The organism is Yersinia hibernica, from assembly GCF_004124235.1.
GTDB lineage: Bacteria > Pseudomonadota > Gammaproteobacteria > Enterobacterales > Enterobacteriaceae > Yersinia > Yersinia hibernica.
Genome location: NZ_CP032487.1, coordinates 4,719,498 through 4,742,939, shown reverse-complemented (window position 1 = coordinate 4,742,939; position 23,442 = coordinate 4,719,498). Strand labels below are relative to the sequence as shown.

Here is a 23,442-nt window from a genome sequence, read left to right as displayed (position 1 = left end):
TTCTTTTAATTAAGGGCGATCCTAAGCTACTTGGTCGATAGTCCAAACTTGAGTAGAATCCCCCACCCCAGGGCAAATACAGAAATTCGCATAACGGCGAGGTGCAGTACCATGTTTTATCCAGATCAATTTGACGTCATCATCATTGGTGGTGGTCATGCCGGCACAGAAGCTGCAATGGCAGCGGCACGCATGGGACGTCAGACCTTATTGCTGACGCACAACATCGACACACTGGGACAAATGTCTTGTAACCCAGCGATTGGCGGTATCGGTAAGGGGCATTTGGTAAAAGAGATTGATGCTTTGGGCGGCTTAATGGCGATGGCAACTGACCAGGCCGGTATCCAGTTTAGGATACTAAACGCCAGTAAAGGGCCAGCGGTAAGGGCAACTCGAGCGCAAGCTGACCGTGTCCTGTACCGCCAAGCAGTACGTACCGCATTGGAAAACCAGCCTAACTTGATGATCTTCCAGCAACCTGTAGAAGATCTGATTGTTGAGAATGACCGTGTAGTCGGTGCTGTGACCAAAATGGGATTAAAATTCCGAGCTAAAGCGGTAGTGTTAACCGTCGGCACTTTCCTTGACGGAAAAATTCATATTGGCCTTGAGAACTATAGCGGTGGTCGCGCGGGTGATCCGCCATCAATCTCATTGTCACAACGTCTGCGTGAGTTACCACTGCGTGTCAATCGGCTTAAAACCGGTACTCCACCGCGTATTGATGCCCGCAGCATTGATTTTAGCCAATTGGCTCCTCAGCTTGGTGATACGCCAATTCCAGTATTTTCTTTCTTGGGAAATGCCAGCCAGCATCCTGAGCAAATGCCGTGTCATATCACCTACACCAATGAAAAAACGCATGAAGTGATCCGAAATAACCTGGATCGCAGCCCAATGTATGCCGGGATCATTGAAGGGATCGGGCCACGTTATTGCCCATCGATCGAAGATAAAGTCATGCGTTTTGCCGATCGTAATTCACATCAAATCTTCCTTGAACCTGAAGGTTTGACGAGTAATGAGATTTATCCAAACGGCATCTCTACCAGCCTGCCTTTCGATGTCCAGATGCAGATAGTCCGCTCAATGAAAGGGCTTGAAAATGCCCGCATTGTCCGGCCGGGTTATGCCATCGAATACGATTTCTTTGATCCACGTGATTTGAAACCAACCTTGGAAAGTAAATATATCCAGGGCTTGTTCTTTGCTGGGCAAATCAATGGTACCACCGGCTATGAAGAAGCAGCAGCTCAAGGGCTGCTTGCAGGCCTCAATGCGGGCCGTTTCGCCAATGATGATGATGGTTGGTCACCTCGCCGTGATGAAGCTTACCTTGGCGTGCTGGTGGACGATTTAAGCACCCTTGGCACCAAAGAGCCGTACCGCATGTTTACCTCACGAGCTGAATATCGCCTCATGCTACGTGAAGATAATGCTGATTTACGTTTGACCGAAATGGGCCGCAAATTAGGGCTAGTCGATGATGTTCGCTGGGCTCATTTCAGCCAGAAAATTGAACAAATTGAAAGAGAACGCCAGCGTTTACGTGATATCTGGGTGCATCCTCACTCTGAAAATGTTTCTGAAATCAATGCATTGTTGAAAGCGCCATTGTCTAAAGAAGCTAATGGCGAAGAATTATTGCGTCGCCCTGAAATCGACTATCGCTTATTAACGACCTTACCTTCATTCGGCCCTGCATTAACCGATCCACAAGCTGCTGATCAGGTTGAAATTCAGGTTAAATATGAGGGTTATATTGCTCGTCAGCAGGAAGAGATCGAAAAACAATTGCGCAATGAGAATACCTTGTTGCCAGCTGATTTAGATTATCGCCAAGTATCTGGTTTATCGAATGAAGTTATCGCTAAATTGAATGATCACAAACCTAATTCGATTGGCCAAGCATCACGTATTTCCGGTGTTACACCTGCGGCAATTTCTATTTTGTTGGTTTGGTTGAAAAAACAGGGCTTGTTACGTCGTAGCGCGTAATGATTCAATATCGGCCTGAGCTGTGCGGAATAAGCAACCAGGCCGATTAAAACCACCGTGGCTAAGCCAGATTATTATTTCATATAGCGGCTCATTACATGCTGACAGAAGCTTTTTCGGTCAGAGGATATTGTTGTGTTAAAAAAATTAGATTCGCTGCTGAACGCAGCTGGCATTGTGTTACCCGATCAGCAAAAGCACCAATTGATAGGATATGTAGAACTGCTTGATAAGTGGAACAAAGCTTATAACTTGACCTCTGTCCGTGACCCTATGCAAATGCTGGTGCGGCATATCCTGGATAGCATTGTGGTTAACCCGCATTTACAAGGTAAGCGCTTTATTGATGTCGGGACAGGGCCTGGGTTGCCTGGGATACCACTGGCCATTGTGCGCCCTGATGCACACTTCACATTGCTTGATAGTTTAGGCAAGCGGGTTCGCTTTTTGCGGCAGGTCCAGCATGAATTGGGGTTAAACAATATTGAGCCGGTACAAAGCCGCGTTGAGGACTTTGCCGCAAAACCGGCATTTGATGGTGTAATAAGCCGTGCATTTGCATCTTTACAAGATATGCTGTCTTGGTGCCATCATTTACCAGCTAAGCCAGAAGGGCGCTTTTATGCGCTTAAAGGGGTGAGGCCAGATGATGAATTAGCGGCATTACCTGAAGGTGTTGTTCTTGAGTCAGTGATTCGATTGCAGGTGCCCGAATTAGAGGGTGAGCGCCATTTGGTTGTTCTTAAGTCAAACTAAGTTTGCTATTTATCAAAAAAATGTAATAAACCCTTACCTAAAATAGGGGAATATACCTTATTAAGTCGTTTTAATACTGGTGAGTATTTATTCGCAGACTCTCTTACGGAAAGATTATATTTCACGTATTGTTCACAAAATCAGCGGTAAGAAATGACACTACTATATTGAATGTCACTGAATAGTCACTTTGGTCATTATTTTATCTGAGATTCTGTACTTTTTATGTATCTGAAGTGTTGCAAGCTTATTATTGGAAATGTCAACGGTAAGTTTTTACTAAGTAGATAAGTTGTTTGATAATAGTTTAAATTTAACATTATGATTTATAAAAGTTTTTAATGGCTCTTTTCGTTAAAGACAAAGAGGAATCTTATAGGATATAAATCAGTTTGTTTTTAGTTATGTGATCAGTTCCACGCTTTATTGATAATGGCTGGAATCGTCAGACAATTAAATGTGTGCTTTATTCCGAGGCTTTGCTTGTGAAAATAGCTCGAAATAAGAAAATTTAAATAATTGTTCACCTTTTCGCTACTTATCGATTGAATTCGTTTGAGTGGCCCGTATAATTTGCACGTTTTTTGCTGCTTGACTCAATGGGGTAAAAGGCAGTTTCATACCTCACTCAGCATTCCTTTAGTATGAGTCTGGAGAGAACAAACGTCATGTCTGTATCCCTTTATAGTGGGAAAATTGCACGAAAGTTGCTGTTGTTGCAGTTAATGACTTTTGTTGTTCTCAGTGCTGTTTTTGGTTTTAAAAGCCTGGAATGGAGTGCTTCTGCTTTGGCAGGAGGATTGGCAGCCTGGTTACCCAGCGCCATCTTTATGTTGTTTGCTTGCCGCCATCAGGCAAAAACAGCTGCTCCGGGTCGTGTTGCGTGGTCGTTTGCCATTGGCGAAGGGTTAAAAGTTATCTTGACGATAATTTTGCTGATTGTGGCATTAGGGCTGTTTAAAGCCGTATTTGTTCCACTCGGTTTAACCTATTTAGCGGTGCTGATTGTGCAGATATTGGCACCCGCCGTGATTAGCGGCTACCGTACTTAACAGTTATCGTATTTGACGATCACCGTATTTAACTACAAAAGGGTAAGAGGCATCATGTCTGCATCAGGAGAAATCTCTACTCCAAGGGACTACATAGGGCACCATCTGAATAACCTTCAGTTGGACCTGCGTACCTTTGAGTTGGTCAATCCCCACTCACCTGGCCCTGCGACGTTCTGGACGTTGAACATTGACTCTTTGTTCTTCTCTGTCGTGCTGGGGTTAGCTTTTCTGCTTGTGTTCCGCAAAGTTGCAGCAAGCGCCACCAGTGGCGTGCCCGGCAAATTGCAGACCGCCGTCGAGTTAATTATCGGTTTTGTCGATAGCAGCGTACGGGATATGTACCACGGCAAAAGTAAAGTCATCGCACCATTAGCCCTGACCGTGTTTGTTTGGGTTTTACTGATGAATATGATGGACTTACTGCCAATCGATTTACTGCCTTACATCGGTGAACATGTCTTTGGGTTACCTGCACTGCGTGTCGTCCCCACCGCTGATGTGAGCATTACCTTGTCCATGGCATTGGGTGTCTTCATCCTGATCCTGTTCTATAGCATTAAAATGAAAGGTGTAGGCGGCTTCGTAAAAGAATTGACGATGCAGCCGTTCAATCACCCGATATTCATTCCAGTTAACTTAGTTCTGGAAGGTGTCAGCCTGCTGTCCAAACCGGTTTCACTCGGTCTGCGACTGTTCGGCAACATGTATGCGGGTGAGTTGATCTTCATCCTTATTGCGGGTCTGTTGCCGTGGTGGTCACAGTGGATGCTCAGTTTACCTTGGGCTATCTTCCACATACTGATTATTACGTTACAAGCCTTTATCTTCATGGTTCTGACGATTGTCTATCTGTCGATGGCGTCCGAAGAGCACTGATTTTCTTATAACACTACTGCGTTTTAACTGAAATAAACTGGAGACTGTCATGGAAAACCTGAATATGGATCTGCTGTACATGGCTGCCGCTATAATGATGGGTTTAGCGGCAATCGGTGCTGCGATCGGTATCGGCATCCTGGGTGGTAAATTTTTGGAAGGCGCTGCACGTCAGCCTGACCTGATTCCTCTGCTGCGTACACAGTTCTTTATCGTCATGGGTCTGGTTGACGCCATCCCTATGATCGCTGTTGGTCTGGGTCTGTACGTGATGTTTGCTGTCGCGTAAGTAGAGTTTTCTCTACTGTGAACTACACCAAACTATTAACTTTTAAAGAGGCATTGTGCTGTGAATCTTAACGCAACAATCCTCGGCCAGGCCATCGCGTTTGTCCTGTTTGTCCTGTTCTGTATGAAGTATGTATGGCCGCCAATTATGGCTGCCATCGAGAAACGTCAAAAAGAAATTGCTGACGGTCTCTCTTCTGCAGAGCGTGCCAAAAAAGATTTGGACTTAGCGCAAGCCAATGCGACCGACCAACTGAAGAAGGCCAAAGCAGAAGCACAGGTGATCATTGAGCAGGCAAGTAAACGCAAAGCTCAGATCCTTGATGAAGCTAAAGCAGAAGCTGAACAGGAACGTAACAAAATCGTGGCGCAAGCGCAGGCAGAGATCGACGCCGAACGTAAGCGTGCTCGTGAAGAGTTGCGTAAGCAAGTCGCGATGTTGGCTATAGCTGGCGCCGAGAAGATCATCGAACGTTCCGTGGATGAAGCTGCTAACAGCGACATCGTTGATAAACTGGTCGCTGAACTGTAAGGAGGGAGGGGCTGATGTCTGAATTTGTAACTGTAGCTCGCCCCTACGCCAAAGCAGCTTTTGACTTTGCTGTTGAGCACCAGGCTGTTGAGCGTTGGCAAGATATGCTGGCGTTTACTGCCCAAGTGACGCGCAATGAACAAATCGCTGAATTGCTTTCCGGTGCTGTAGCGCCAGAAACAATGTCTAAGACGTTTATTGCCGTCTGTGGTGAGCAGCTCGATGAACCCGCACAGAACTTCATTCGAGTTATGGCGGAGAATGGCCGTTTACTGGTTCTTCCTGAGGTGTTGCAGCAGTTTATTCAACTGCGTGCCTCACTAGAGTCTACCGTCGACGTTGAAGTGTCCTCAGCGAGTGCACTTAACGACGAACAGCTGGCTAAAATTGCCGCTGCGATGGAAAAACGTCTGTCACGCAAAGTTAAGCTGAATTGCAAAATTGATAAGTCTGTCATGGCCGGCGTAGTAATACGTGCGGGTGATATGGTGATAGATGGCAGCGTTCGCGGTCGTCTTGAACGCCTGGCAGACGTCTTGCAGTCTTAAGGGGACTGGAGCATATGCAACTGAATTCCACCGAAATCAGCGAACTGATCAAGCAGCGCATTGCTCAGTTCAATGTAGTGAGCGAAGCTCACAATGAAGGCACTATTGTTTCCGTTAGTGACGGGATCATCCGCGTACACGGTCTGGCCGATGTTATGCAAGGCGAGATGATCGCACTGCCTGGCAACCGTTATGCAATCGCACTGAACTTGGAGCGCGACTCCGTTGGTGCAGTCGTTATGGGCCCGTACGCCGATCTTGCTGAAGGCATGAAGGTTAAATGTACTGGCCGTATCCTGGAAGTTCCCGTCGGTCGTGGCCTGTTGGGTCGCGTCGTCAATACTCTGGGTGAACCTGTTGATGGTAAAGGTCCGGTAGAAAATGACGGCTTCTCAGCTGTTGAAGCTATCGCACCTGGTGTAATCGAACGTCAATCCGTTGATGAACCCGTTCAGACAGGCTATAAATCTGTCGATGCCATGATTCCAATCGGTCGTGGCCAGCGTGAATTGATCATCGGCGACCGTCAGACAGGTAAAACTGCTCTGGCGATTGATGCGATCATCAACCAGCGCGATTCCGGCATCAAGTGTGTGTATGTTGCTATCGGCCAGAAAGCCTCTACTGTTGCAAACGTAGTGCGTAAACTGGAAGAACATGGCGCATTGGCTAACACCATCGTGGTTGTGGCTACGGCATCTGAATCTGCAGCATTGCAATACCTGGCACCTTACTCCGGTTGTGCCATGGGTGAATATTTCCGCGACCGCGGTGAAGATGCGCTGATTATTTATGATGACCTGTCTAAACAGGCTGTTGCATATCGTCAAATCTCCTTGCTGCTTCGTCGTCCACCAGGTCGTGAAGCTTATCCTGGCGACGTATTCTACCTTCACTCCCGTTTGCTGGAGCGTGCTGCGCGTGTTAACGCAGACTACGTTGAAACCTTTACTAAGGGTGAAGTGAAAGGTAAAACCGGTTCTTTGACCGCATTACCAATCATTGAAACTCAAGCAGGGGACGTTTCCGCGTTCGTTCCGACCAACGTAATTTCGATTACCGATGGTCAGATCTTCTTGGAATCAAGCCTGTTTAACGCCGGTATTCGTCCTGCGGTTAACCCTGGTATCTCCGTATCCCGTGTGGGTGGTGCAGCGCAGACCAAGATCATGAAAAAACTGTCCGGGGGCATCCGTACCGCTCTGGCACAGTATCGTGAACTTGCGGCGTTCTCCCAGTTCGCATCTGATTTGGATGATGCAACACGTAAACAGTTGAGCCATGGTCAGAAAGTGACCGAGCTTCTGAAACAGAAACAGTATGCGCCAATGTCTGTAGCGCAGCAGTCTCTGGTTCTGTTTGCAGCTGAACGTGGTTATCTGGGTGATATCGAGTTGGCGAAGGTAGGTAGCTTTGAAGCCGCGCTGTTGGCGTTTGCTGACCGTGAGCATGCCGAGCTTCTGCAACAAATCAACCAAACTGGCGCGTATAACGATGAGATCGAGGCCAAGCTGAAAGGCATCCTTGATACATTTAAGGCAACCCAGTCCTGGTAACGCTATGCGGCCCTGCTTTTCATTAGGAGAGCAGGCCGTCTGGCAATGAGGAGAAGCAGAAATGGCCGGCGCAAAAGAGATACGTTCCAAGATCGCCAGCGTGCAAAACACGCAAAAGATCACCAAAGCCATGGAGATGGTCGCCGCCTCCAAAATGCGTAAATCGCAGGAACGCATGGCGGCCAGCCGTCCTTATGCAGAAACAATGCGTAGTGTGATTGGTCACCTTGCGCTAGGTAATCTGGAATATAAACATCCATACCTGGAAGAGCGTGATGTTAAGCGCGTTGGGTATCTGGTGGTTTCTACAGACCGTGGCTTGTGTGGTGGTTTGAACATTAACCTGTTCAAAAAACTGTTAGCTGAGATGAAAGGTTGGTCTGAGAAAGGCGTTGAATGTGATTTAGCGCTGATTGGATCAAAAGCGGCATCTTTCTTTGGTTCCGTGGGCGGCAAAATTGTTGCTCAGGTGACTGGCATGGGGGATAACCCTTCCCTGTCAGAACTTATCGGGCCGGTGAAAGTGATGCTGCAAGCCTATGATGAAGGTCGTCTGGATAAACTGTATATCGTGAATAACAAGTTTATCAATACGATGTCTCAGGAACCACGGATCGTGCAGCTGTTACCTCTTCCGCCAGCGGAAGACGGGGAGCTGAAGAGGAAATCCTGGGATTACCTGTATGAACCTGATCCTAAAGCACTGCTGGATACTCTCCTGCGTCGCTATGTGGAATCGCAAGTTTATCAGGGCGTCGTTGAAAACCTGGCCAGCGAACAGGCCGCGCGAATGGTAGCGATGAAAGCCGCCACCGATAACGGCGGTAGTCTGATCAAAGAGCTGCAGTTGGTTTACAACAAAGCTCGTCAGGCCAGCATCACTCAGGAACTCACCGAGATCGTCGGGGGAGCCTCCGCGGTTTAACCAGGCTATTACCCTTAGTCGTTCATATTGCAGGAAGGCGGTTAGCGCGCCAGCAAGTTGAAATATGACGGGTAAACGTATTACGTAGAGGATTCAAGATGGCTACTGGAAAGATTATCCAGGTAATCGGCGCCGTAGTGGACGTCGAATTCCCCCAAGACGCTGTACCAAAAGTGTACAACGCCCTTGAGGTTGAAGGCGCAGCTGAGAAGCTGGTGCTGGAAGTTCAGCAACAGCTGGGCGGTGGTGTTGTTCGTTGTATCGCAATGGGCTCTTCCGATGGTCTGAGCCGTGGGTTGAAAGTTATCAACCTGGAGCACCCAATTGAAGTGCCAGTGGGCAAGTCAACTCTGGGCCGTATCATGAACGTATTGGGTGACCCAATCGACATGAAAGGTCCTATCGGGGAAGAAGAACGTTGGGCAATCCACCGTGAAGCGCCTTCTTACGAAGAGCTTGCCAGCTCGCAAGACTTGTTAGAAACCGGTATCAAGGTTATGGACTTGATTTGTCCGTTCGCTAAGGGCGGTAAAGTCGGTCTGTTCGGTGGTGCGGGTGTGGGTAAAACAGTCAACATGATGGAGCTGATTCGTAACATTGCGATTGAGCACTCAGGTTATTCTGTATTTGCTGGTGTGGGCGAGCGTACTCGTGAGGGTAACGACTTCTACCACGAGATGACTGACTCCAACGTTTTGGACAAAGTATCCTTGGTTTATGGCCAGATGAATGAGCCACCAGGTAACCGTCTGCGCGTTGCACTGACTGGCTTGACCATGGCGGAGAAATTCCGTGATGAGGGCCGTGACGTACTGTTGTTCATCGATAACATCTATCGTTATACCTTGGCCGGTACGGAAGTATCCGCACTGCTGGGCCGTATGCCATCAGCGGTAGGTTATCAGCCGACATTGGCTGAAGAGATGGGTGTGTTGCAGGAACGTATTACTTCCACCAAGACGGGTTCAATTACCTCTGTTCAGGCCGTTTACGTGCCAGCGGATGACTTGACTGACCCATCTCCAGCAACCACCTTTGCTCACTTGGATGCCACCGTCGTTCTGAGCCGTCAAATCGCCTCTCTGGGTATTTACCCGGCGGTTGACCCGCTTGACTCCACCAGCCGTCAGCTTGATCCGCTGGTAGTTGGTCAGGAACACTACGATGTAGCGCGTGGCGTGCAGTCTATTCTGCAACGTTACCAGGAACTGAAAGATATTATCGCCATCTTGGGTATGGACGAGTTGTCAGAAGATGACAAACTGGTGGTATCCCGTGCGCGTAAAATCCAGCGCTTCCTGTCTCAACCGTTCTTCGTGGCAGAAGTCTTTACCGGTTCACCGGGCAAGTTCGTATCGCTGAAAGACACCATTCGTGGTTTCAAAGGCATCATGAACGGCGACTATGACCACCTGCCGGAACAGGCGTTCTACATGGTTGGCACCATTGAAGAAGCAGTGGAAAAAGCCAAGAAACTGTAACGCTGTTGACTGGAGGGTGACATGGCTGCAATGACTTACCATCTGGATGTTGTGAGCGCCGAGAAGAAAATGTTCTCAGGTGTAGTGCAAAAGATTCAGGTGACGGGTAGTGAAGGTGAACTGGGGATTTACCCTGGCCACGCCCCACTGCTCACTGCCATTAAGCCTGGCATGATACGTATCGTTAAGCAGTTCGGTGAGGAAGAGTTTATTTATCTTTCTGGCGGCATCCTTGAGGTGCAACCGAGTGTGGTGATCGTATTGGCTGACACTGCTATTCGCGGAACTGATCTGGACGAAGCTAAAGCGCTGGAATCTAAGCGTAAAGCCGAAACTCATATCAGCAATTCCCACGGTGATGTCGACTATGCTCAGGCATCCGCAGAACTGGCGAAGGCGATTGCAAAACTACGTGTAATCGAACTGACCCGGAAAGCGATGTAATTTTATATTTTATGGGTTTTTAATCCATTGATTTATAAAGTTATCATATAAAGAACGATAGAATGCCAATTGGTGAAAACTGATTGGCATTTTTTTATCTTTAATGAGTGAATGCTTCAAATCAGCTCACCCCACTTCTTCTGCATTTAACTAAGTCTCAGCTAAACTAAAAGCGTTTCTTTCTGAAAACTCTTGTTTCTTGTCGTAAAATAAGTGGTAAATGACCCGCGTGAGTGAATGTATTTTGATAAAAACAGGTCATAAAACGTCGTCGATCGCAGACACTTTTATCTGCATTTTTTTATTACCTGCTCCGTCGCTACAACCCTTTAACCATGCGGGTTAGATACGTTTTTCGCTGAGAAATATGTAGTAATTATTTCGCTAAACAGGTTTACTTCCGTCTATTAATTTGGAGTTATCAGGTTGCTTATGTCTAACAGCTCAATGAGTGTGGTCATCCTTGCCGCAGGTAAGGGGACTCGTATGTATTCCGACCTTCCTAAGGTGTTGCACCCGCTGGCCGGTAAGCCGATGGTTCAGCATGTGATTGATGCTGCCATGAAATTGGGGGCTCAACATGTTCATCTGGTTTATGGACACGGTGGCGAGTTGTTGCAGAAAACACTCACTGATCCGGCATTGAACTGGGTGTTACAGGCCGAACAGCTGGGGACTGGGCATGCGATGCAACAAGCGGCACCACATTTTTCTGATGATGAAGATGTCCTGATGCTCTACGGCGATGTGCCATTGATCTCCGTTGATACTCTGCAACGGCTGTTGGCAGCGAAGCCACAAGGCGGCATTGGCCTGTTGACGGTGAAGCTGGATAACCCTAGCGGTTATGGTCGCATTGTGCGCGAGAATGGCGATGTAGTGGGAATTGTTGAGCATAAAGATGCCAGTGATGCAGAGCGCGAAATTAATGAAATCAACACTGGGATTTTGGTCGCCAATGGTCGTGATTTAAAGCGCTGGTTATCACTGTTGGATAACAATAATGCCCAGGGCGAGTTTTACATCACTGATATTATTGCGCTGGCCCATGCTGATGGTAAGAAGATAGCGGCGGTGCATCCGGCTCGTCTGAGTGAAGTTGAAGGTGTTAACAACCGCTTGCAATTGGCAGCTCTTGAACGTGTATATCAATCCGAACAAGCTGAGAAGCTATTATTAGCTGGCGTGATGTTACTGGATCCGACACGCTTTGATTTGCGTGGAGAATTAACACATGGCCGTGACATCACCATTGATACCAATGTCATCATTGAAGGCCACGTGACTTTAGGTTCGCGGGTGCGTATTGGTACCGGGTGTGTGCTGAAAAACTGTGTGATTGGCGATGATTCAGAAATCAGCCCATACTCAGTATTGGAAGATTCTCACCTAGATGCGCAATGTACTGTTGGGCCATTTGCTCGTCTGCGCCCGGGCGCTGAGTTAGCGGAAGGCGCACATGTTGGTAATTTTGTTGAAATCAAGAAAGCCCGCTTGGGCAAAGGGTCTAAAGCGGGTCATCTCTCCTACTTAGGTGATGCTGAGATTGGTTCTGGCGTAAATATTGGCGCAGGAACTATAACTTGCAACTATGATGGAGCTAATAAGTTTAAAACTATTATTGGCGATGATGTCTTTGTCGGCTCAGATACCCAACTAGTGGCTCCCGTCACTGTGGCAAACGGCGTTACTATCGCGGCAGGTACCACGGTAACCCGTGATATCGCTGAAAATGAATTAGTTCTCAGTCGAGTTAAACAAGTTCATGTTCAGGGGTGGCAGCGCCCGGTTAAGAAAAAATAATTTATTAAAACAGTCCCTTCAATGCTATTTATTTTTCATTGAAGGGATGTTTTGCCCTGTGTTTTCGGCTTGTGCATTTATGTTGAGAATACAGAACAAAACATAATAATCCCCAACTCTACAGGCTCGGGGAACCCGGGAAATCCGGAAAATCAGGTCACTGACATCGACAAGGCTCTTAAAAAGCCTTACATAGGAACAAAACAGATGTGTGGAATTGTTGGCGCAGTAGCGCAACGTGATATCGCTGAGATTCTGATCGAAGGTTTACGTCGTCTTGAATACCGCGGCTATGACTCTGCGGGTTTAGCTGTAGTTGATGCAGAAAGTAACCTGACGCGCTTACGGCGCTTGGGTAAAGTTCAGGCACTGTCTGATGCGGCCGAACAGCAGGCAATACACGGCGGCACCGGGATTGCACATACCCGCTGGGCTACCCATGGCGAGCCATCAGAGGCGAATGCACACCCTCATGTTTCAGATTATATCTCTGTGGTTCATAACGGTATTATCGAAAATCACGAACCTTTACGTGAATTATTGATCAGCCGTGGCTACCGTTTCAGTTCTGAAACTGACACCGAAGTTATTGCTCACTTGGTGCATTGGGAGCAACAGCAGGGCGGTTCTCTGCTGGAAGTGGTTAAGCGCGTTATTCCGCAACTACGTGGTGCATACGGCACGGTGGTGATGGATAGCCGCGACCCAAGCCGCTTGATTGCTGCGCGCTCAGGTAGCCCGCTAGTGATTGGTTGTGGCGTAGGTGAAAACTTTATTGCATCCGACCAATTGGCTCTGTTGCCGGTAACTCGCCGCTTTATCTTCCTGGAAGAGGGCGATGTGGTTGAAGTGACTCGCCGTAGCATCACGATTTTTGATAAGCAGGGTAATACCATTGAGCGCCCTGAAATTGAATCTCAGGTGCAATACGATGCTGGTGACAAAGGTGAATATCGTCACTATATGCAAAAAGAGATTTATGAACAGCCAATGGCGATTAAAAATACGCTGGAAGGCCGTTTAAATCATGGTGCCATTGATTTGTCGGAGCTTGGCCCTAAAGCTGATGCACTGCTGACTGATGTTCAGCATATTCAAATCATAGCCTGTGGTACATCTTACAACTCTGGCATGGTTTCCCGCTATTGGTTTGAAGCACTGGCTGGCGTTCCTTGTGATGTTGAAATTGCCTCTGAATTCCGCTACCGCAAATCGGCGGTGCGCCCTAATAGCCTGCTGATTACCTTGTCTCAATCCGGTGAAACCGCGGATACACTGGCTGCTCTGCGTTTATCAAAAGAGTTAGGATATTTAGGTTCACTGGCGATTTGTAACGTCGCCGGCTCTTCTTTGGTGCGCGAGTCAGATTTAGCGCTGATGACCAAAGCGGGCACCGAGATTGGCGTGGCCTCGACGAAAGCTTTTACCACACAGTTGACGGTGTTATTGATGCTGGTGGGGCGCATCGCTTTACTGAAAGGCGTTAAAGATAGTCAGGTGCTAGAACACAAAATTGTTGAGGCACTGCAGTCTTTACCGGTTCAGATTGAAGGGATGCTGTCGAAAGATAAAGACATTGAAGAATTGGCGAAAGATTTTGCCGATAAACATCATGCATTATTCCTTGGCCGAGGTGACCAATACCCGATCGCGATGGAAGGTGCGCTGAAGCTGAAAGAGATTTCTTATATTCATGCGGAAGCTTATGCCGCCGGTGAATTAAAACATGGCCCACTGGCATTGGTGGATGCCAATATGCCGGTGATTGTGGTCGCGCCTAACAATGATTTACTGGAAAAACTGAAGTCCAATATTGAAGAAGTGCGTGCACGCGGCGGTTTGCTGTATGTATTCGCTGATGAAAATGCCGGTTTTACCAGTAGTGAATTGATTAAGATTGTGCCATTGCCCCATGTTGAAGAGATTATTGCGCCAATCTTCTACACTGTGCCGCTACAGTTGCTGGCTTACCACGTCGCGCTGATTAAAGGCACTGATGTGGACAAACCGCGCAACTTGGCAAAATCTGTCACTGTTGAATAAGCAGAAATAGATATTTGACAGTAAAAGCCGGCTAAAAAGCCGGCTTTTTTAATGGGCGGAAGTTTCGGTATTTCCCCGCAGAAAAGAATAACCTCAAATATCCACGGTGAGTTTGACCAATTGCATCACAAATGGGCGCACCATCATCACGCAGCAAAAAGCCACTGGCATTGCCAAAGAGTAGGCTTTCAAAACACTCCACAAATATCCTGAATGAAAACCGCTTTGTATTCCCACGATAGTGGCGCACATAAAAAGAGCCATAATAGCCGCCATGAAAAAAGCGAAAATGAAAGGGGTATATCGGCGATGAAGTTTTCTGCATTTTTTAGGTTGGATTGAATTCGTGGGTTTAGTGTTATTCATAAGATATATATACCTTTCACTTTGGGCTAATTACCGTACAGGCGCGAGTTTGTAAGAGTTAGAAATAAATCCCTGGCCGGATATCTCCGGAATTCATCTGTATCAAGAAAAGGAATTAAACATTGCTCGCTATGCTGGCGAGACTATAGACACACTCTGACATTAAGTTGATAATATCAACTAATTATCCATAGTAAGGTTGATTTTGTCAACTAATTGAGGCGGGATGAATTGTACATTAGCCGTTGAAATATTTGATAGACAGCATGAATTGCTGCATCTTTTTCGTTCGATTACCCGCAACCGCATGGAGTCAGTTCATCCTGACCTCACATTCAATGAAATGCGTATTTTGATCCACGTGGGCCGCAATTCAGGTCTAACGCAAAAAGAATTAGTAGATCGCAGTCATACCGACAAAGCACAAATGGCTCGTATGCTGGCGAGTCTTCAGGATAAAGAGTTATTGGAGCGCAGCCCGAGTGAAAATGACAAACGTGTTCGCTGTCTTCACTTAAGTGACCAGGGGAAACAGCTGTTTGTGCGGCTAAGAGATTTACAGGAGCAGGTCGCCAATGAGTTATTGAAAGATAGCCCGGAGGTTCTGCAAAGGCAGCTGTTGGAATTATTGCAGCAAGTTCATCGCAATATCACTCATCCCTGTTAAGCTGCAATAAAAACCGAGAGGTTGATCCTGATACTTTGTTTAGTCTTACCCGCTGCCAGCAAATAAAAAAGCACCTAGGATGATTATCAGTTAGGTGCTTTTTCCTGCTGTAAGTAAGTGCCACTTTTAATCGCAAATCATAAGCAAATTCTGCAGAGATTATCAACCGGGCCATTTTTGTATGAGTAACTTAATTACTCTGCTGTAAGACATCAGACGTGAAGAAAAGAAAACAGACTGTTGCGGATGAAATAAGCGTTTTTTGCTTTATACCCCCTCTAATGAGAGTTGGAATATCTAAACGGAGAAAGTTAAAAATATATATTATTCATGAGCTTATTTTGTTTTTGTTTGTCTGTCATATAACTGTAATATTTCGTACATTTTTCTGTCATTAAACTGTCCTATTTTCCCTCCTGCACCATACTTAATCTGATGAAAACAATTTAAAGTTGATTCTAATATCCCATTAGGAGGGATTATGAAACTGATGCGTACCACCGTAGCCAGCATTGTGGCAGCGACTTTATCTATGACCACCGTGTCCGCGTTCGCTGCTGCAAGCCTGACAGGTGCAGGTGCGACATTCCCCGCGCCGGTGTATGCCAAGTGGGCAGATTCTTATCAGAAAGAAACAGGTAATAAAGTTAACTATCAGGGGATCGGTTCTTCCGGTGGCGTGAAACAAATCATTGCCAATACTGTTGATTTCGGTGCTTCTGATGCGCCATTGGCAGACGAAAAACTGGCCGCTGAAGGTTTATTCCAATTCCCGACTGTGATTGGCGGTGTGGTGCTGGCCGTTAATATTCCTGGGATTAAATCCGGTGAGTTGACATTAGACGGTAAAACACTGGGTGATATTTATCTGGGCAATGTGAAAAAGTGGAATGACCCCGCTATTGTTAAGTTGAACCCGGGTGTTAAATTGCCAGATCAAAATATTGCAGTGGTGCGTCGCGCTGACGGTTCCGGCACTTCATTTGTGTTCACCAGCTACCTGGCTAAAGTCAACGCCGAATGGAAAGAAAAAATTGGCGCAGGCTCTACGGTTAACTGGCCGACGGGTTTGGGTGGTAAAGGTAACGACGGTATCGCCGCCTTTGTACAGCGCCTTCCGGGCTCTATTGGCTATGTAGAATATGCTTACGCCAAACAGAATAATCTGGCTTATACCAAACTGATTTCTGCTGATGGGAAACCCGTTAGCCCGACCGAGCACAGCTTTAGCTCTGCGGCGAAAGGTGTCGACTGGAGCAAAACGTTCGCTCAAGATTTAACCAATCAAAAAGGTGATGATGTCTGGCCAATCACCTCAACAACTTTCATTTTGGTGCATAAAGTTCAGAAAAACGCAGCTAACGGCGTTGAAGTGCTGAAGTTCTTTGACTGGGGTTACACCCATGGCGCTAAACAAGCCAACGAGCTGGATTATGCAACATTGCCAGCAGAAGTTGTTGAGCAAGTCCGCGCCGCTTGGAAGACACAGATTAAAGACAGCAGCGGTAAGCCAATTTTTTGATTGAACCTGTAAATTGATTTATTAGATACCTTAAACCCAAAGTCATTGGAGTTACAGGTAGGCGGCAAGTGAACAAATCCCGATGAGCTTACTTGTGTAAGTGATTCGGGTTTGTGAATGCAACCAACACCCCGGCAACTTCAATTACGACGGGTCGGATGAGAAGAGAGTCTATGGCTGCGAATAAGCCAACTATCAAAGCACCGAGTAAATACGGTGATATTATCTTCAGTGCGCTGGTTAAATTGGCGGCGCTGATTACCCTATTTCTGTTGGGCGGCATTATCGTTTCATTGATTATTGCTTCCTGGCCAAGCATTGAAAAATTTGGTTGGGCCTTCTTGTGGACCAAAGAGTGGGATGCCCCGGCTGAGCAGTTTGGTGCTTTAGTCCCCATTTACGGCACCGTGGTCACCTCTGTTATCGCCTTGCTCATCGCGGTTCCGGTCAGTTTTGGCATTGCTTTGTTCTTAACTGAACTGGCACCGAACTGGCTAAAACGCCCACTGGGAGTTGCGATTGAATTGCTGGCCGCAATCCCTAGCATTGTTTACGGTATGTGGGGTTTGTTTGTCTTCGCCCCGCTGTTTGCCCGTTATTTTCAAGAGCCGGTTGGCAATGTTATGTCAGGTATTCCGATTGTGGGGGTGCTGTTCTCTGGCCCTGCATTTGGTATTGGTATTTTGGCTGCCGGTGTCATTTTAGCCATCATGATTATTCCTTACATTGCCGCGGTGATGCGCGATGTATTTGAACAAACCCCGGTGATGATGAAAGAATCGGCCTATGGCATTGGCTGCACCACCTGGGAAGTGATTTGGCGTATTGTGCTGCCTTATACCAAAAATGGTGTTATCGGCGGCGTGATGTTGGGGTTGGGGCGTGCATTGGGTGAAACCATGGCGGTGACCTTTATCATCGGCAACACCTATCAGCTCGACAGCTTCTCGCTGTTTATGCCGGGCAACAGTATTACCTCCGCGTTGGCGAATGAGTTTGCCGAAGCTGAATCTGGTTTACATACCGCCGCATTGATGGAACTGGGTCTGATCTTGTTTGTTATTACCTTTATCGTACTGGCTTTGTCTAAGCTAATGATTTTGCGTCTGGCTAAGAAAGAGGGGCGCTAAGATGGCGACGATGAATATGCAAAGTGATGCAACACTGATGGAAACCCGCCGTAAAAAGCAGGCCTGGCGTCGTCAAAAGAATCGGATTGCCTTAATACTTTCAATGGTAACCATGGCATTTGGTCTGTTTTGGTTGGTGTGGATTTTATTCTCTACCGTAACCAAAGGTATTGATGGCATGTCTTTGGCGCTGTTTACCGAGATGACACCGCCACCTAACACCGCCGGTGGTGGTTTAGCCAACGCCATTGCCGGGAGTGGGTTGTTAATTCTGTGGGCGACAGTGATTGGCACCCCATTAGGTATTATGGCGGGGATTTATCTGGCTGAGTATGGCCGTAAATCCTGGCTGGCAGAAATTACCCGCTTTATAAATGACATTTTGTTATCAGCACCTTCCATTGTGGTCGGCTTGTTTGTCTACACCATTGTGGTGGCCAAGATGGAACATTTCTCCGGCTGGGCGGGCGTGATAGCACTGGCGCTGTTACAGGTGCCGATTGTTATTCGTACCACTGAAAATATGCTGAAATTGGTACCGGATAGCTTGCGCGAAGCGGCCTACGCCTTAGGAACACCAAAGTGGCGCATGATATCGGCCATTACTTTGAAGGCCTCTGTCTCCGGTATTTTGACCGGTATCTTGTTAGCGGTAGCGCGTATTGCGGGTGAAACCGCCCCTTTACTGTTCACCTCGCTCTCCAACCAGTTCTGGAGTACCGACCTGATGCAGCCTATTGCTAACCTGCCCGTTACCATCTTTAAGTTTGCCATGAGCCCGTTTAGTGAATGGCAGCAACTGGCCTGGGCTGGGGTGCTTTTGATAACCCTGTGTGTATTGCTACTGAATATTCTGGCTCGCGTTATTTTCGCTAAGAAGAAGTATTAATCGGCTGAGAACGGGCTATTAATTAGCAAAGAAAATACCGATTCGCCAATAAATTCCAAAATGCGGCTACGGCGGCATTGGCTAAAAGAGAGAAGTCTTGATGAGTATGGCTACTGACATCAACAACAGCAAAATTCAGGTTCGCGATCTGAACTTCTACTACGGCAAATTTCATGCGCTGAAGAATATTTCGCTGGATATTGCCAAAAACCAGGTCACAGCATTCATCGGCCCATCCGGTTGCGGTAAGTCTACTTTGCTGCGTACATTCAATAAGATGTATCAGTTGTATCCGGATCAACGTGCTGAGGGTGATATCTTGCTCGATGGGCAAAATATCCTGACGGATAAACAAGATATTGCTTTATTGCGGGCAAAAGTGGGCATGGTTTTCCAAAAACCAACCCCCTTCCCCATGTCGATTTACGATAACATCGCCTTTGGTGTGAAACTGTTTGAAAACTTGTCGCGCGCTGATATGGATGAACGCGTGCAGTGGGCTTTGACCAAAGCGGCGCTGTGGAATGAAACCAAAGATAAGTTACATCAGAGTGGTTATAGCTTGTCTGGCGGGCAGCAACAGCGTTTATGTATCGCCCGTGGTATCGCCATTCGCCCGGAGGTGCTGTTGCTCGATGAGCCTTGCTCAGCACTTGATCCTATTTCCACCGGCCGGATTGAAGAGCTTATTAGTGAATTGAAATCTGAATATACGGTAGTGATTGTGACGCACAACATGCAGCAGGCGGCTCGCTGTTCAGATTACACGGCATTTATGTATCTGGGTGAGTTAATTGAATTCAGTGATACCGATACCCTGTTTACCGCACCACAGCAGAAACAGACGGAAGATTATATTACTGGTCGCTATGGTTGATGGCTTTGGAGTCGATCTCATTCATTTCGACCACTTATACGTACGGGAAGTGTCATGGATAACTTGAATCTTAATAAACATATTTCCGGCCAGTTCAATGCAGAACTTGAACATATCCGCACCCAAGTATTGACCATGGGTGGGCTGGTGGAGCAACAATTATCTGATGCAATCACCGCCATGCATAATCAGGACGGTGAGTTGGCCAAACAGGTCATTGATGGCGACAAGAAAGTCAATATGATGGAAGTGGCGATTGATGAAGCCTGTGTGCGCATCATTGCTAAACGTCAGCCAACCGCCAGTGATTTGCGCCTGGTGATGGCCATCATCAAGACGATTTCTGAGCTAGAGCGCATTGGCGATGTGGCGGATAAAATCTGCCGCACGGCGTTGGAAAAATTCTCCCAACAGCACCAGCCACTGTTAGTCAGTTTGGAGTCTTTAGGCCGCCACACCGTGCAGATGCTGCATGATGTACTGGATGCTTTCGCCCGGATGGATTTGGATGAGGCTATCCGAATTTATCGCGAAGATAAGAAGGTCGATCAGGAATATGAGGGCATTGTGCGCCAGTTAATGACCTATATGATGGAAGATCCGCGCACCATACCCAGCGTGCTAACAGCACTGTTTTGCGCCCGCTCCATTGAACGTATTGGTGATCGTTGCCAGAATATTTGTGAGTTTATCTTCTACTTTGTTAAAGGTCAGGATTTCCGCCACCTCGGTGGCGATGATTTAGAAAAGCTGCTTTCCACCAAAGTTGAAAAATAACAAACTCCCCCAATCAAGCGGTATCTTGATGCTTGATTAGGGGGCTGATTTTTATAAGCCATTGGTCACTAACTTGTTTTGAATATATAACTCAACACTAAGCTGTAATAAGGCGGCTATCCCACTCCTCAATTGATGTCATCAATTCCGATAAAAGTTGGTTAAGACTGCCTTGATAATATCCGGCCAAAGACACTTTTTTAAACACGGTGAGAAGCCGACTGCCAGGGAAAATTCCAATGCCCAGTCCTGAATTTAAAGGTTGTAGCGCCTGCTCACATAAATGGGTGAGAAAATCACCGGAAATCACCGTCGGTAACTCATTTTTTCCAGAAAGCGCAAAGCATAAGCTTTGTTCAATTTCATCGCGGTAAATTGATAGCTGGCAGCTATATTCGTTGTCGGATTCTGTGCAATTCAATTCGCAGATAAATAAATTATTTTCATCGAATGTCAGATTTACAATGCCGAGTTCTTCACAAACTTGCTGGTAAATATCCATATGTTATGCTCGGGCTACATTAGCGTAAATAGGTTCATTTATAGCTGGATTAGGTTTTTCATCTGATTTAAATATCGGCCTATTTTGATCTTTACATATAGCCACCAGCGTATTCAGTTGTTCTTGAGTTTGAACCATTTTTTCATTACGTGATGTGCGCATATCTTCAATAACTCTCTCTAGGCTGATATTTTTATCTGAGTGATTTGACATATAATATTCAGCAATAAATGTCCCTGTTCTTCCAACACCGGCTTTACAGTGAACAAAAGGTTTCCCTTCATCAAGGTTGTTCAATAGGTGTTTGTTTTTATCTTGAAAAATCTTGTTGAAATCAGTCACTACTTTTACCATCTCTCTTAATGCCAGCCTTGGAATTGGTTTCTTATCTGGCCAATTGGTTACATGAACCACCGGAATCTCAACACATATCCCTTTGCTATTCTTTGTTGCTAATACATATATATTTGCAAGTACTTTCGAACCTAATTTATGATTTTTTTCAACTAAAGTTGATGTGGCATAGGTATTGTTAGTGGTGAAATAATCAGTATAACCAACTTTTTTAATGTCTTCATTTGATGCTAATACGACAAGGCAAGAGGTTTTATTATCAGCCAGTATTTTTAGGTGATCTTCAATTTGTTCATCTTTTGGGTATTGACCGGCATTAGCAATATGGCAATCAGTGATGCTTATTTTATTTGCATTTATTTTTTCATTTAATTGGGTTGATTCTCTTGATGAAATATCTCTATATCTATTGGCATTTCCTGACGTCGTTTTGTAATTATTTATTTTATTGAATTCGATTAAACTCTTCCATAATTTTTTCGCATCGTCATCAGTATCTTTTTTACATTTATCTAAGTTAACATTTTTAACCTCTTCAAGTGATGCGTAAATAGGCTCTTTTTTATTTGAACTCAGATAATCATTAACAGCCACTTTGAGTTGATGTGACCTTGGGATAAATGCATTTTGTCCTGAAGTGAATCCACGATTGAAAAAATCACAAACGGATTTATACCATTTCTTATCATCGCGAGTTAATGACACACACTTCCCATCTTGAATGGAAATAGTATATTTTTTACCATTAAATTTAATTTTTGATGATTCAATGTTATTGTCTAAAATAGACTTAACGTCATTGACCATTTTAGGTGTTGGGCGAGGGGGTGTAAGCATTAGATTAACCTGTTTAATGAAGGATGAGGTGGTATGATAGCAAACACCAAAATTAACTCTTGCATAAAACACGTTTATGAATTAAAAGCCAAAAGCTATCTTCTCTTATCTGGCTGAATATTTGCAGCCGCAATCCCTGCCAACGACCTCACCTTATTTCTCATTATAATGAGATTTATTCATTGAGATTAATTAGTTATAAACATATTGTTTTATATTATTTCCTGATCTAACGCCGAATTGATAGCTTACACACATCGCCACATCTCAATCCTCTTAGGAGCTTTCAATGAAGCAATCTCTCACCACAAAAAAAAGTGTTCTGGCACTGACGTTGTTAGCCAGTTTGGCCACACTGTCTGGTGCGGCTCATGCAGATAAACTGGATGATATTAAGAAGGAAGGGGTGGTGCGAATTGCTGTATTCGATAGCAACCCACCGTTTGGCTACATTGACCCACAGACTAAAAAACTGGTGGGATATGATGTAGATGTGGCGAATGCTATTGCGAAAGATTTAGGTGTAAAAGTTGAATTGCGGGCAACTAACCCAGCGAACCGCATTCCGTTACTGACCTCTAAAAAAGTGGATCTGATTGCTGCCAACTTCACGATTACTGATGATCGCGCCAAAGAAGTGAACTTCAGCTTGCCGTATTTTGCCACTGGACAGAAATTTATCGCCCATAAAGGGGTGCTGAAAACACCAGAAGACATCGGCAAATTGCGTATTGGTGCGGATAAAGGCACGGTACAGGAAATAACCTTGCGTGACCGTTATCCAACAGCGAAAGTCATTTCTTACGATGATACTCCAGTGGCATTTACTGCTCTGCGCAATGGTAATGTTCAAGCAATCACTCAGGATGATGCCAAATTAGTCGGGTTGCTGGGTAATCTTCCCGCCGCACAAAAAGCAGACTTCGAAATCTCACCATTCAGTATTACCAAAGAATATCAAGGCATTGGTATTCCTAAGGGGGAAGATCGTTTAACCACTCAAGTAAACGAAACCCTGGCTAAATTGGAAAAAGATGGCGAAGCCGCGAAAATTTATGACCGCTGGTTCGGGCCTGAAACCAAGGCCGCTCAACCCCGTGGTGATTTCAAATTTGCACCATTGGATCAACAGCCTAAGGCATGATTCAAGGTTAAATTAAGAACACCAAAAGCCTTGCATTGTAGTGATGCAGGGCTGTTTGCTTTCAAGCAG

23 protein-coding genes are annotated in these 23,442 nt (G+C 46.0%); 20 read left to right on the top strand and 3 right to left on the bottom strand.

From position 1 onward, the window contains the following. Window positions 1-111: 111 nt before the first annotated feature. From mnmG to glmS, 13 genes are all read left to right on the top strand, one after another. The gene (gene mnmG / locus D5F51_RS22145; protein ID WP_025380075.1) at window positions 112-2,001 is read left to right on the top strand and encodes a tRNA uridine-5-carboxymethylaminomethyl(34) synthesis enzyme MnmG; all 1,890 of its coding nucleotides are present in this window, start codon (window positions 112-114) and stop codon (window positions 1,999-2,001) included. A 135-nt stretch (window positions 2,002-2,136) separates the two neighbouring features. Further along, window positions 2,137-2,757 (top strand): 16S rRNA (guanine(527)-N(7))-methyltransferase RsmG, encoded by a 621-nt coding sequence (rsmG, locus tag D5F51_RS22140; protein ID WP_025380076.1) that lies wholly within the window; start codon window positions 2,137-2,139, stop codon window positions 2,755-2,757. A gap of 668 nt (window positions 2,758-3,425) precedes the next feature. Continuing rightward, window positions 3,426-3,809, top strand: coding sequence for a F0F1 ATP synthase subunit I (gene atpI / locus D5F51_RS22135; protein WP_025380077.1), 384 nt, complete (start codon window positions 3,426-3,428; stop codon window positions 3,807-3,809). A 54-nt stretch (window positions 3,810-3,863) separates the two neighbouring features. Further along, complete coding sequence (gene atpB / locus D5F51_RS22130) at window positions 3,864-4,688, top strand: F0F1 ATP synthase subunit A (protein WP_025380078.1); 825 nt, start codon at window positions 3,864-3,866, stop codon at window positions 4,686-4,688. Between the two features lie 49 nt (window positions 4,689-4,737). Next, on the top strand, window positions 4,738-4,977 hold the full coding sequence (atpE, locus tag D5F51_RS22125; protein ID WP_004393045.1) for a F0F1 ATP synthase subunit C: 240 nt from the start codon (window positions 4,738-4,740) through the stop codon (window positions 4,975-4,977). A 60-nt stretch (window positions 4,978-5,037) separates the two neighbouring features. Continuing rightward, window positions 5,038-5,508 carry a F0F1 ATP synthase subunit B gene (gene atpF / locus D5F51_RS22120; RefSeq protein WP_025380079.1) on the top strand — a complete coding sequence of 157 codons (471 nt, stop codon included), beginning with the start codon at window positions 5,038-5,040 and terminating at the stop codon, window positions 5,506-5,508. Between the two features lie 14 nt (window positions 5,509-5,522). After that, window positions 5,523-6,056 (top strand): F0F1 ATP synthase subunit delta, encoded by a 534-nt coding sequence (gene atpH, locus D5F51_RS22115; RefSeq protein WP_025380080.1) that lies wholly within the window; start codon window positions 5,523-5,525, stop codon window positions 6,054-6,056. Between the two features lie 14 nt (window positions 6,057-6,070). Next, window positions 6,071-7,612, top strand: a complete 1,542-nt coding sequence (gene atpA / locus D5F51_RS22110) for a F0F1 ATP synthase subunit alpha (protein WP_025380081.1) — start codon at window positions 6,071-6,073, stop codon at window positions 7,610-7,612. A gap of 61 nt (window positions 7,613-7,673) precedes the next feature. Continuing rightward, a complete protein-coding gene (gene atpG, locus D5F51_RS22105; protein WP_025380082.1) occupies window positions 7,674-8,537 on the top strand; it encodes a F0F1 ATP synthase subunit gamma in 864 nt (287 codons plus the stop codon). Window positions 8,538-8,635: 98 nt separating this feature from the next. After that, entirely contained in the window at window positions 8,636-10,018 is a 1,383-nt protein-coding gene (gene atpD, locus D5F51_RS22100; RefSeq protein WP_032816366.1) for a F0F1 ATP synthase subunit beta, read from the top strand. A gap of 21 nt (window positions 10,019-10,039) precedes the next feature. Further along, a complete protein-coding gene (locus D5F51_RS22095) occupies window positions 10,040-10,462 on the top strand; it encodes a F0F1 ATP synthase subunit epsilon (protein WP_129199095.1) in 423 nt (140 codons plus the stop codon). Between the two features lie 432 nt (window positions 10,463-10,894). Continuing rightward, complete coding sequence (glmU, locus tag D5F51_RS22090; RefSeq protein ID WP_129199093.1) at window positions 10,895-12,265, top strand: bifunctional UDP-N-acetylglucosamine diphosphorylase/glucosamine-1-phosphate N-acetyltransferase GlmU; 1,371 nt, start codon at window positions 10,895-10,897, stop codon at window positions 12,263-12,265. Window positions 12,266-12,472: 207 nt separating this feature from the next. Then, window positions 12,473-14,308, top strand: a complete 1,836-nt coding sequence (gene glmS, locus D5F51_RS22085; RefSeq protein ID WP_025380085.1) for a glutamine--fructose-6-phosphate transaminase (isomerizing) — start codon at window positions 12,473-12,475, stop codon at window positions 14,306-14,308. A 93-nt stretch (window positions 14,309-14,401) separates the two neighbouring features. Here glmS and D5F51_RS22645 read toward each other — a convergent pair whose 3' ends face one another. Beyond that, a complete protein-coding gene (locus tag D5F51_RS22645) occupies window positions 14,402-14,674 on the bottom strand; it encodes a DUF2798 domain-containing protein (RefSeq protein ID WP_025380086.1) in 273 nt (90 codons plus the stop codon). 226 nt (window positions 14,675-14,900) lie between these two features. Here D5F51_RS22645 and D5F51_RS22075 point away from each other — a divergent pair, with 226 nt between their 5' ends. From D5F51_RS22075 to phoU, 6 genes are all read left to right on the top strand, one after another. After that, a complete protein-coding gene (locus tag D5F51_RS22075) occupies window positions 14,901-15,341 on the top strand; it encodes a MarR family winged helix-turn-helix transcriptional regulator (RefSeq protein ID WP_025380087.1) in 441 nt (146 codons plus the stop codon). Window positions 15,342-15,822: 481 nt separating this feature from the next. Next, the gene (pstS, locus tag D5F51_RS22070) at window positions 15,823-16,863 is read left to right on the top strand and encodes a phosphate ABC transporter substrate-binding protein PstS (RefSeq protein WP_025380088.1); all 1,041 of its coding nucleotides are present in this window, start codon (window positions 15,823-15,825) and stop codon (window positions 16,861-16,863) included. A gap of 173 nt (window positions 16,864-17,036) precedes the next feature. Continuing rightward, entirely contained in the window at window positions 17,037-17,993 is a 957-nt protein-coding gene (gene pstC / locus D5F51_RS22065; RefSeq protein ID WP_025380089.1) for a phosphate ABC transporter permease PstC, read from the top strand. Window position 17,994: 1 nt separating this feature from the next. Then, a complete protein-coding gene (gene pstA, locus D5F51_RS22060; protein WP_025380090.1) occupies window positions 17,995-18,882 on the top strand; it encodes a phosphate ABC transporter permease PstA in 888 nt (295 codons plus the stop codon). Between the two features lie 100 nt (window positions 18,883-18,982). Continuing rightward, window positions 18,983-19,759 (top strand): phosphate ABC transporter ATP-binding protein PstB, encoded by a 777-nt coding sequence (gene pstB, locus D5F51_RS22055; protein WP_129199091.1) that lies wholly within the window; start codon window positions 18,983-18,985, stop codon window positions 19,757-19,759. 54 nt (window positions 19,760-19,813) lie between these two features. After that, window positions 19,814-20,536 (top strand): phosphate signaling complex protein PhoU, encoded by a 723-nt coding sequence (phoU, locus tag D5F51_RS22050; protein WP_129199089.1) that lies wholly within the window; start codon window positions 19,814-19,816, stop codon window positions 20,534-20,536. A 97-nt stretch (window positions 20,537-20,633) separates the two neighbouring features. Here phoU and D5F51_RS22045 read toward each other — a convergent pair whose 3' ends face one another. Together D5F51_RS22045 and D5F51_RS22040 are read right to left on the bottom strand one after the other, a co-directional pair. Then, window positions 20,634-21,038 (bottom strand): hypothetical protein, encoded by a 405-nt coding sequence (locus tag D5F51_RS22045; RefSeq protein ID WP_162301816.1) that lies wholly within the window; start codon window positions 21,036-21,038, stop codon window positions 20,634-20,636. A 3-nt stretch (window positions 21,039-21,041) separates the two neighbouring features. After that, the gene (locus D5F51_RS22040; RefSeq protein WP_129199087.1) at window positions 21,042-22,229 is read right to left on the bottom strand and encodes a protein-tyrosine phosphatase family protein; all 1,188 of its coding nucleotides are present in this window, start codon (window positions 22,227-22,229) and stop codon (window positions 21,042-21,044) included. A 289-nt stretch (window positions 22,230-22,518) separates the two neighbouring features. Between D5F51_RS22040 and D5F51_RS22035 the strand changes: the two genes are divergently transcribed. Continuing rightward, on the top strand, window positions 22,519-23,373 hold the full coding sequence (locus D5F51_RS22035; protein WP_025380092.1) for an ABC transporter substrate-binding protein: 855 nt from the start codon (window positions 22,519-22,521) through the stop codon (window positions 23,371-23,373). Window positions 23,374-23,442: the final 69 nt, after the last annotated feature.

Excerpts from the sequence above, each read along its gene's own strand:
- atpA (WP_025380081.1), top strand. The coding sequence starts at position 6,071 with ATGCAACTGAATTCCACCGAAATCAGCGAACTGATCAAGCAGCGCATT.
- pstC (WP_025380089.1), top strand. The coding sequence starts at position 17,037 with ATGGCTGCGAATAAGCCAACTATCAAAGCACCGAGTAAATACGGTGAT.
- atpG (WP_025380082.1), top strand. The coding sequence starts at position 7,674 with ATGGCCGGCGCAAAAGAGATACGTTCCAAGATCGCCAGCGTGCAAAAC.
- atpE (WP_004393045.1), top strand. The coding sequence starts at position 4,738 with ATGGAAAACCTGAATATGGATCTGCTGTACATGGCTGCCGCTATAATG.
- glmU (WP_129199093.1), top strand. The coding sequence starts at position 10,895 with ATGTCTAACAGCTCAATGAGTGTGGTCATCCTTGCCGCAGGTAAGGGG.
- atpI (WP_025380077.1), top strand. The coding sequence starts at position 3,426 with ATGTCTGTATCCCTTTATAGTGGGAAAATTGCACGAAAGTTGCTGTTG.
- D5F51_RS22075 (WP_025380087.1), top strand. The coding sequence starts at position 14,901 with ATGAATTGTACATTAGCCGTTGAAATATTTGATAGACAGCATGAATTG.
- atpB (WP_025380078.1), top strand. The coding sequence starts at position 3,864 with ATGTCTGCATCAGGAGAAATCTCTACTCCAAGGGACTACATAGGGCAC.
- pstS (WP_025380088.1), top strand. The coding sequence starts at position 15,823 with ATGAAACTGATGCGTACCACCGTAGCCAGCATTGTGGCAGCGACTTTA.
- D5F51_RS22045 (WP_162301816.1), bottom strand. The coding sequence starts at position 21,038 with ATGGATATTTACCAGCAAGTTTGTGAAGAACTCGGCATTGTAAATCTG.
- D5F51_RS22095 (WP_129199095.1), top strand. The coding sequence starts at position 10,040 with ATGGCTGCAATGACTTACCATCTGGATGTTGTGAGCGCCGAGAAGAAA.
- D5F51_RS22040 (WP_129199087.1), bottom strand. The coding sequence starts at position 22,229 with ATGCTTACACCCCCTCGCCCAACACCTAAAATGGTCAATGACGTTAAG.
- atpD (WP_032816366.1), top strand. The coding sequence starts at position 8,636 with ATGGCTACTGGAAAGATTATCCAGGTAATCGGCGCCGTAGTGGACGTC.
- phoU (WP_129199089.1), top strand. The coding sequence starts at position 19,814 with ATGGATAACTTGAATCTTAATAAACATATTTCCGGCCAGTTCAATGCA.
- glmS (WP_025380085.1), top strand. The coding sequence starts at position 12,473 with ATGTGTGGAATTGTTGGCGCAGTAGCGCAACGTGATATCGCTGAGATT.
- D5F51_RS22645 (WP_025380086.1), bottom strand. The coding sequence starts at position 14,674 with ATGAATAACACTAAACCCACGAATTCAATCCAACCTAAAAAATGCAGA.
- mnmG (WP_025380075.1), top strand. The coding sequence starts at position 112 with ATGTTTTATCCAGATCAATTTGACGTCATCATCATTGGTGGTGGTCAT.
- pstB (WP_129199091.1), top strand. The coding sequence starts at position 18,983 with ATGAGTATGGCTACTGACATCAACAACAGCAAAATTCAGGTTCGCGAT.
- D5F51_RS22035 (WP_025380092.1), top strand. The coding sequence starts at position 22,519 with ATGAAGCAATCTCTCACCACAAAAAAAAGTGTTCTGGCACTGACGTTG.
- pstA (WP_025380090.1), top strand. The coding sequence starts at position 17,995 with ATGGCGACGATGAATATGCAAAGTGATGCAACACTGATGGAAACCCGC.
- atpH (WP_025380080.1), top strand. The coding sequence starts at position 5,523 with ATGTCTGAATTTGTAACTGTAGCTCGCCCCTACGCCAAAGCAGCTTTT.